The 1,257-nt window shown below is 58.9% G+C and carries 1 protein-coding gene; it reads right to left on the bottom strand.

Going from position 1 to position 1,257, the window contains the following annotated elements; genetic code table 11:
• Positions 1 to 1,257: group II intron reverse transcriptase/maturase (gene ltrA, locus KGA96_RS29600; protein ID WP_223516089.1), on the bottom strand; the 1,257-nt coding region annotated here is incomplete at both ends.

The raw sequence follows: 1,257 nt of genomic DNA, 5'->3' as shown, positions 1-1,257 counted from the left end.
GAGTCGATCCCAGAGTTTCTTCGGCAGCGCCTGATTCATATGGGGTGCTCCCGAATTCCACCAAGGGCCTCGACCGTTGAATGCTGAGTGACAAGCACGAGCTTCGTTGAGCCCTAGACGCATCAAGTTGCGCGCCCTCGTCGAGGGCTGCTTCCATTGGCGCCAGATGATACAGCGAAGTTTGTGACGCACCCAGCCATCAAGATACTCAAGTGGCCGCTTGCTCTGACTCAGCTTGAAATAGCCAGCCCAACCGCGCAGTACGGGGTTTATCCGCTCGATGACGCTCGCCACTTTGTGGCTTCGCGTTGTGCGCAGCAGGCTTCGAAGTCGGTCGCGTAAGCGATCCAGACTCATCGTTGCCACTCTTAGTCTCGGCTGTTGATGCCAGCTCATCCCATAGCCCAAGTAATCACACATCCACGACCCGGCTACTCGGCTCTTTTCCCGGTTCAGCGTCAGTTTCAGGCGCTCGCTCAGGAAACGCTCAACGCTGGCCATCACCCGTTCACCTGCGCGACGACTGCGTACATAAATGTTCGCGTCATCGGCATACCGCACGAAGCGATGGCCCCGCCGCTCCAATTCACGATCAAGTTCGTTGAGCAGGATATTCGACAGCAACGGCGAGAGCGGGCCGCCTTGCGGCGTCCCTTCCTGCCGTCGGCTGACGAGACCGCCTGACATCGTTCCCGCTTCGAGGTAGCGACGGATCAGCGTGAGGACGCGTTTGTCTTCGATTTGACGCGCAACATGGGCCATCAGAACATCATGATTAACCCGATCAAAGAACTTCTCCAGATCGAGTTCCACGCACCAGCGGTGACCCGCCGCCGCGTGGGCACGGGCCGTTTCGATAGCTTGATGGGCGCTTCTGCCCGGACGAAAGCCGTAGCTGTAGTCCGAGAACAGCGGATCAAAGATAGGTGTGAGCTGTTGCAGCAAAGCCTGTTGGATCAGGCGATCCACGACACAGGGAATGCCCAGTTGCCGTGTTCCGCCTTTAGGTTTTGGGATGTCGACGGCGCGTACACCTTGCGGTTGGTACTCGCCGGCCAGCAACCGAGTCTTGAGGTTCGGCCAATACTGTTTCACGTAGCCTGCCAATTGGTCGACCGTCATGCCATCGGCACCCGGTGCGCCCTTGTTGCTGACTACGCGTTGATACGCACGCTTGAGGTTAGCCGGTGCAAGCACCCGCTCCATCAGCGTGTCCGGCTCCGCGTTCGTCCACGCCACAGACGCCGTCGATGCTTG

The organism is Pseudomonas sp. GL-R-26 (assembly GCF_019947365.1).
Classification (GTDB): domain Bacteria; phylum Pseudomonadota; class Gammaproteobacteria; order Pseudomonadales; family Pseudomonadaceae; genus Aquipseudomonas.
This window is presented reverse-complemented; position numbering and strand designations above follow the sequence as displayed.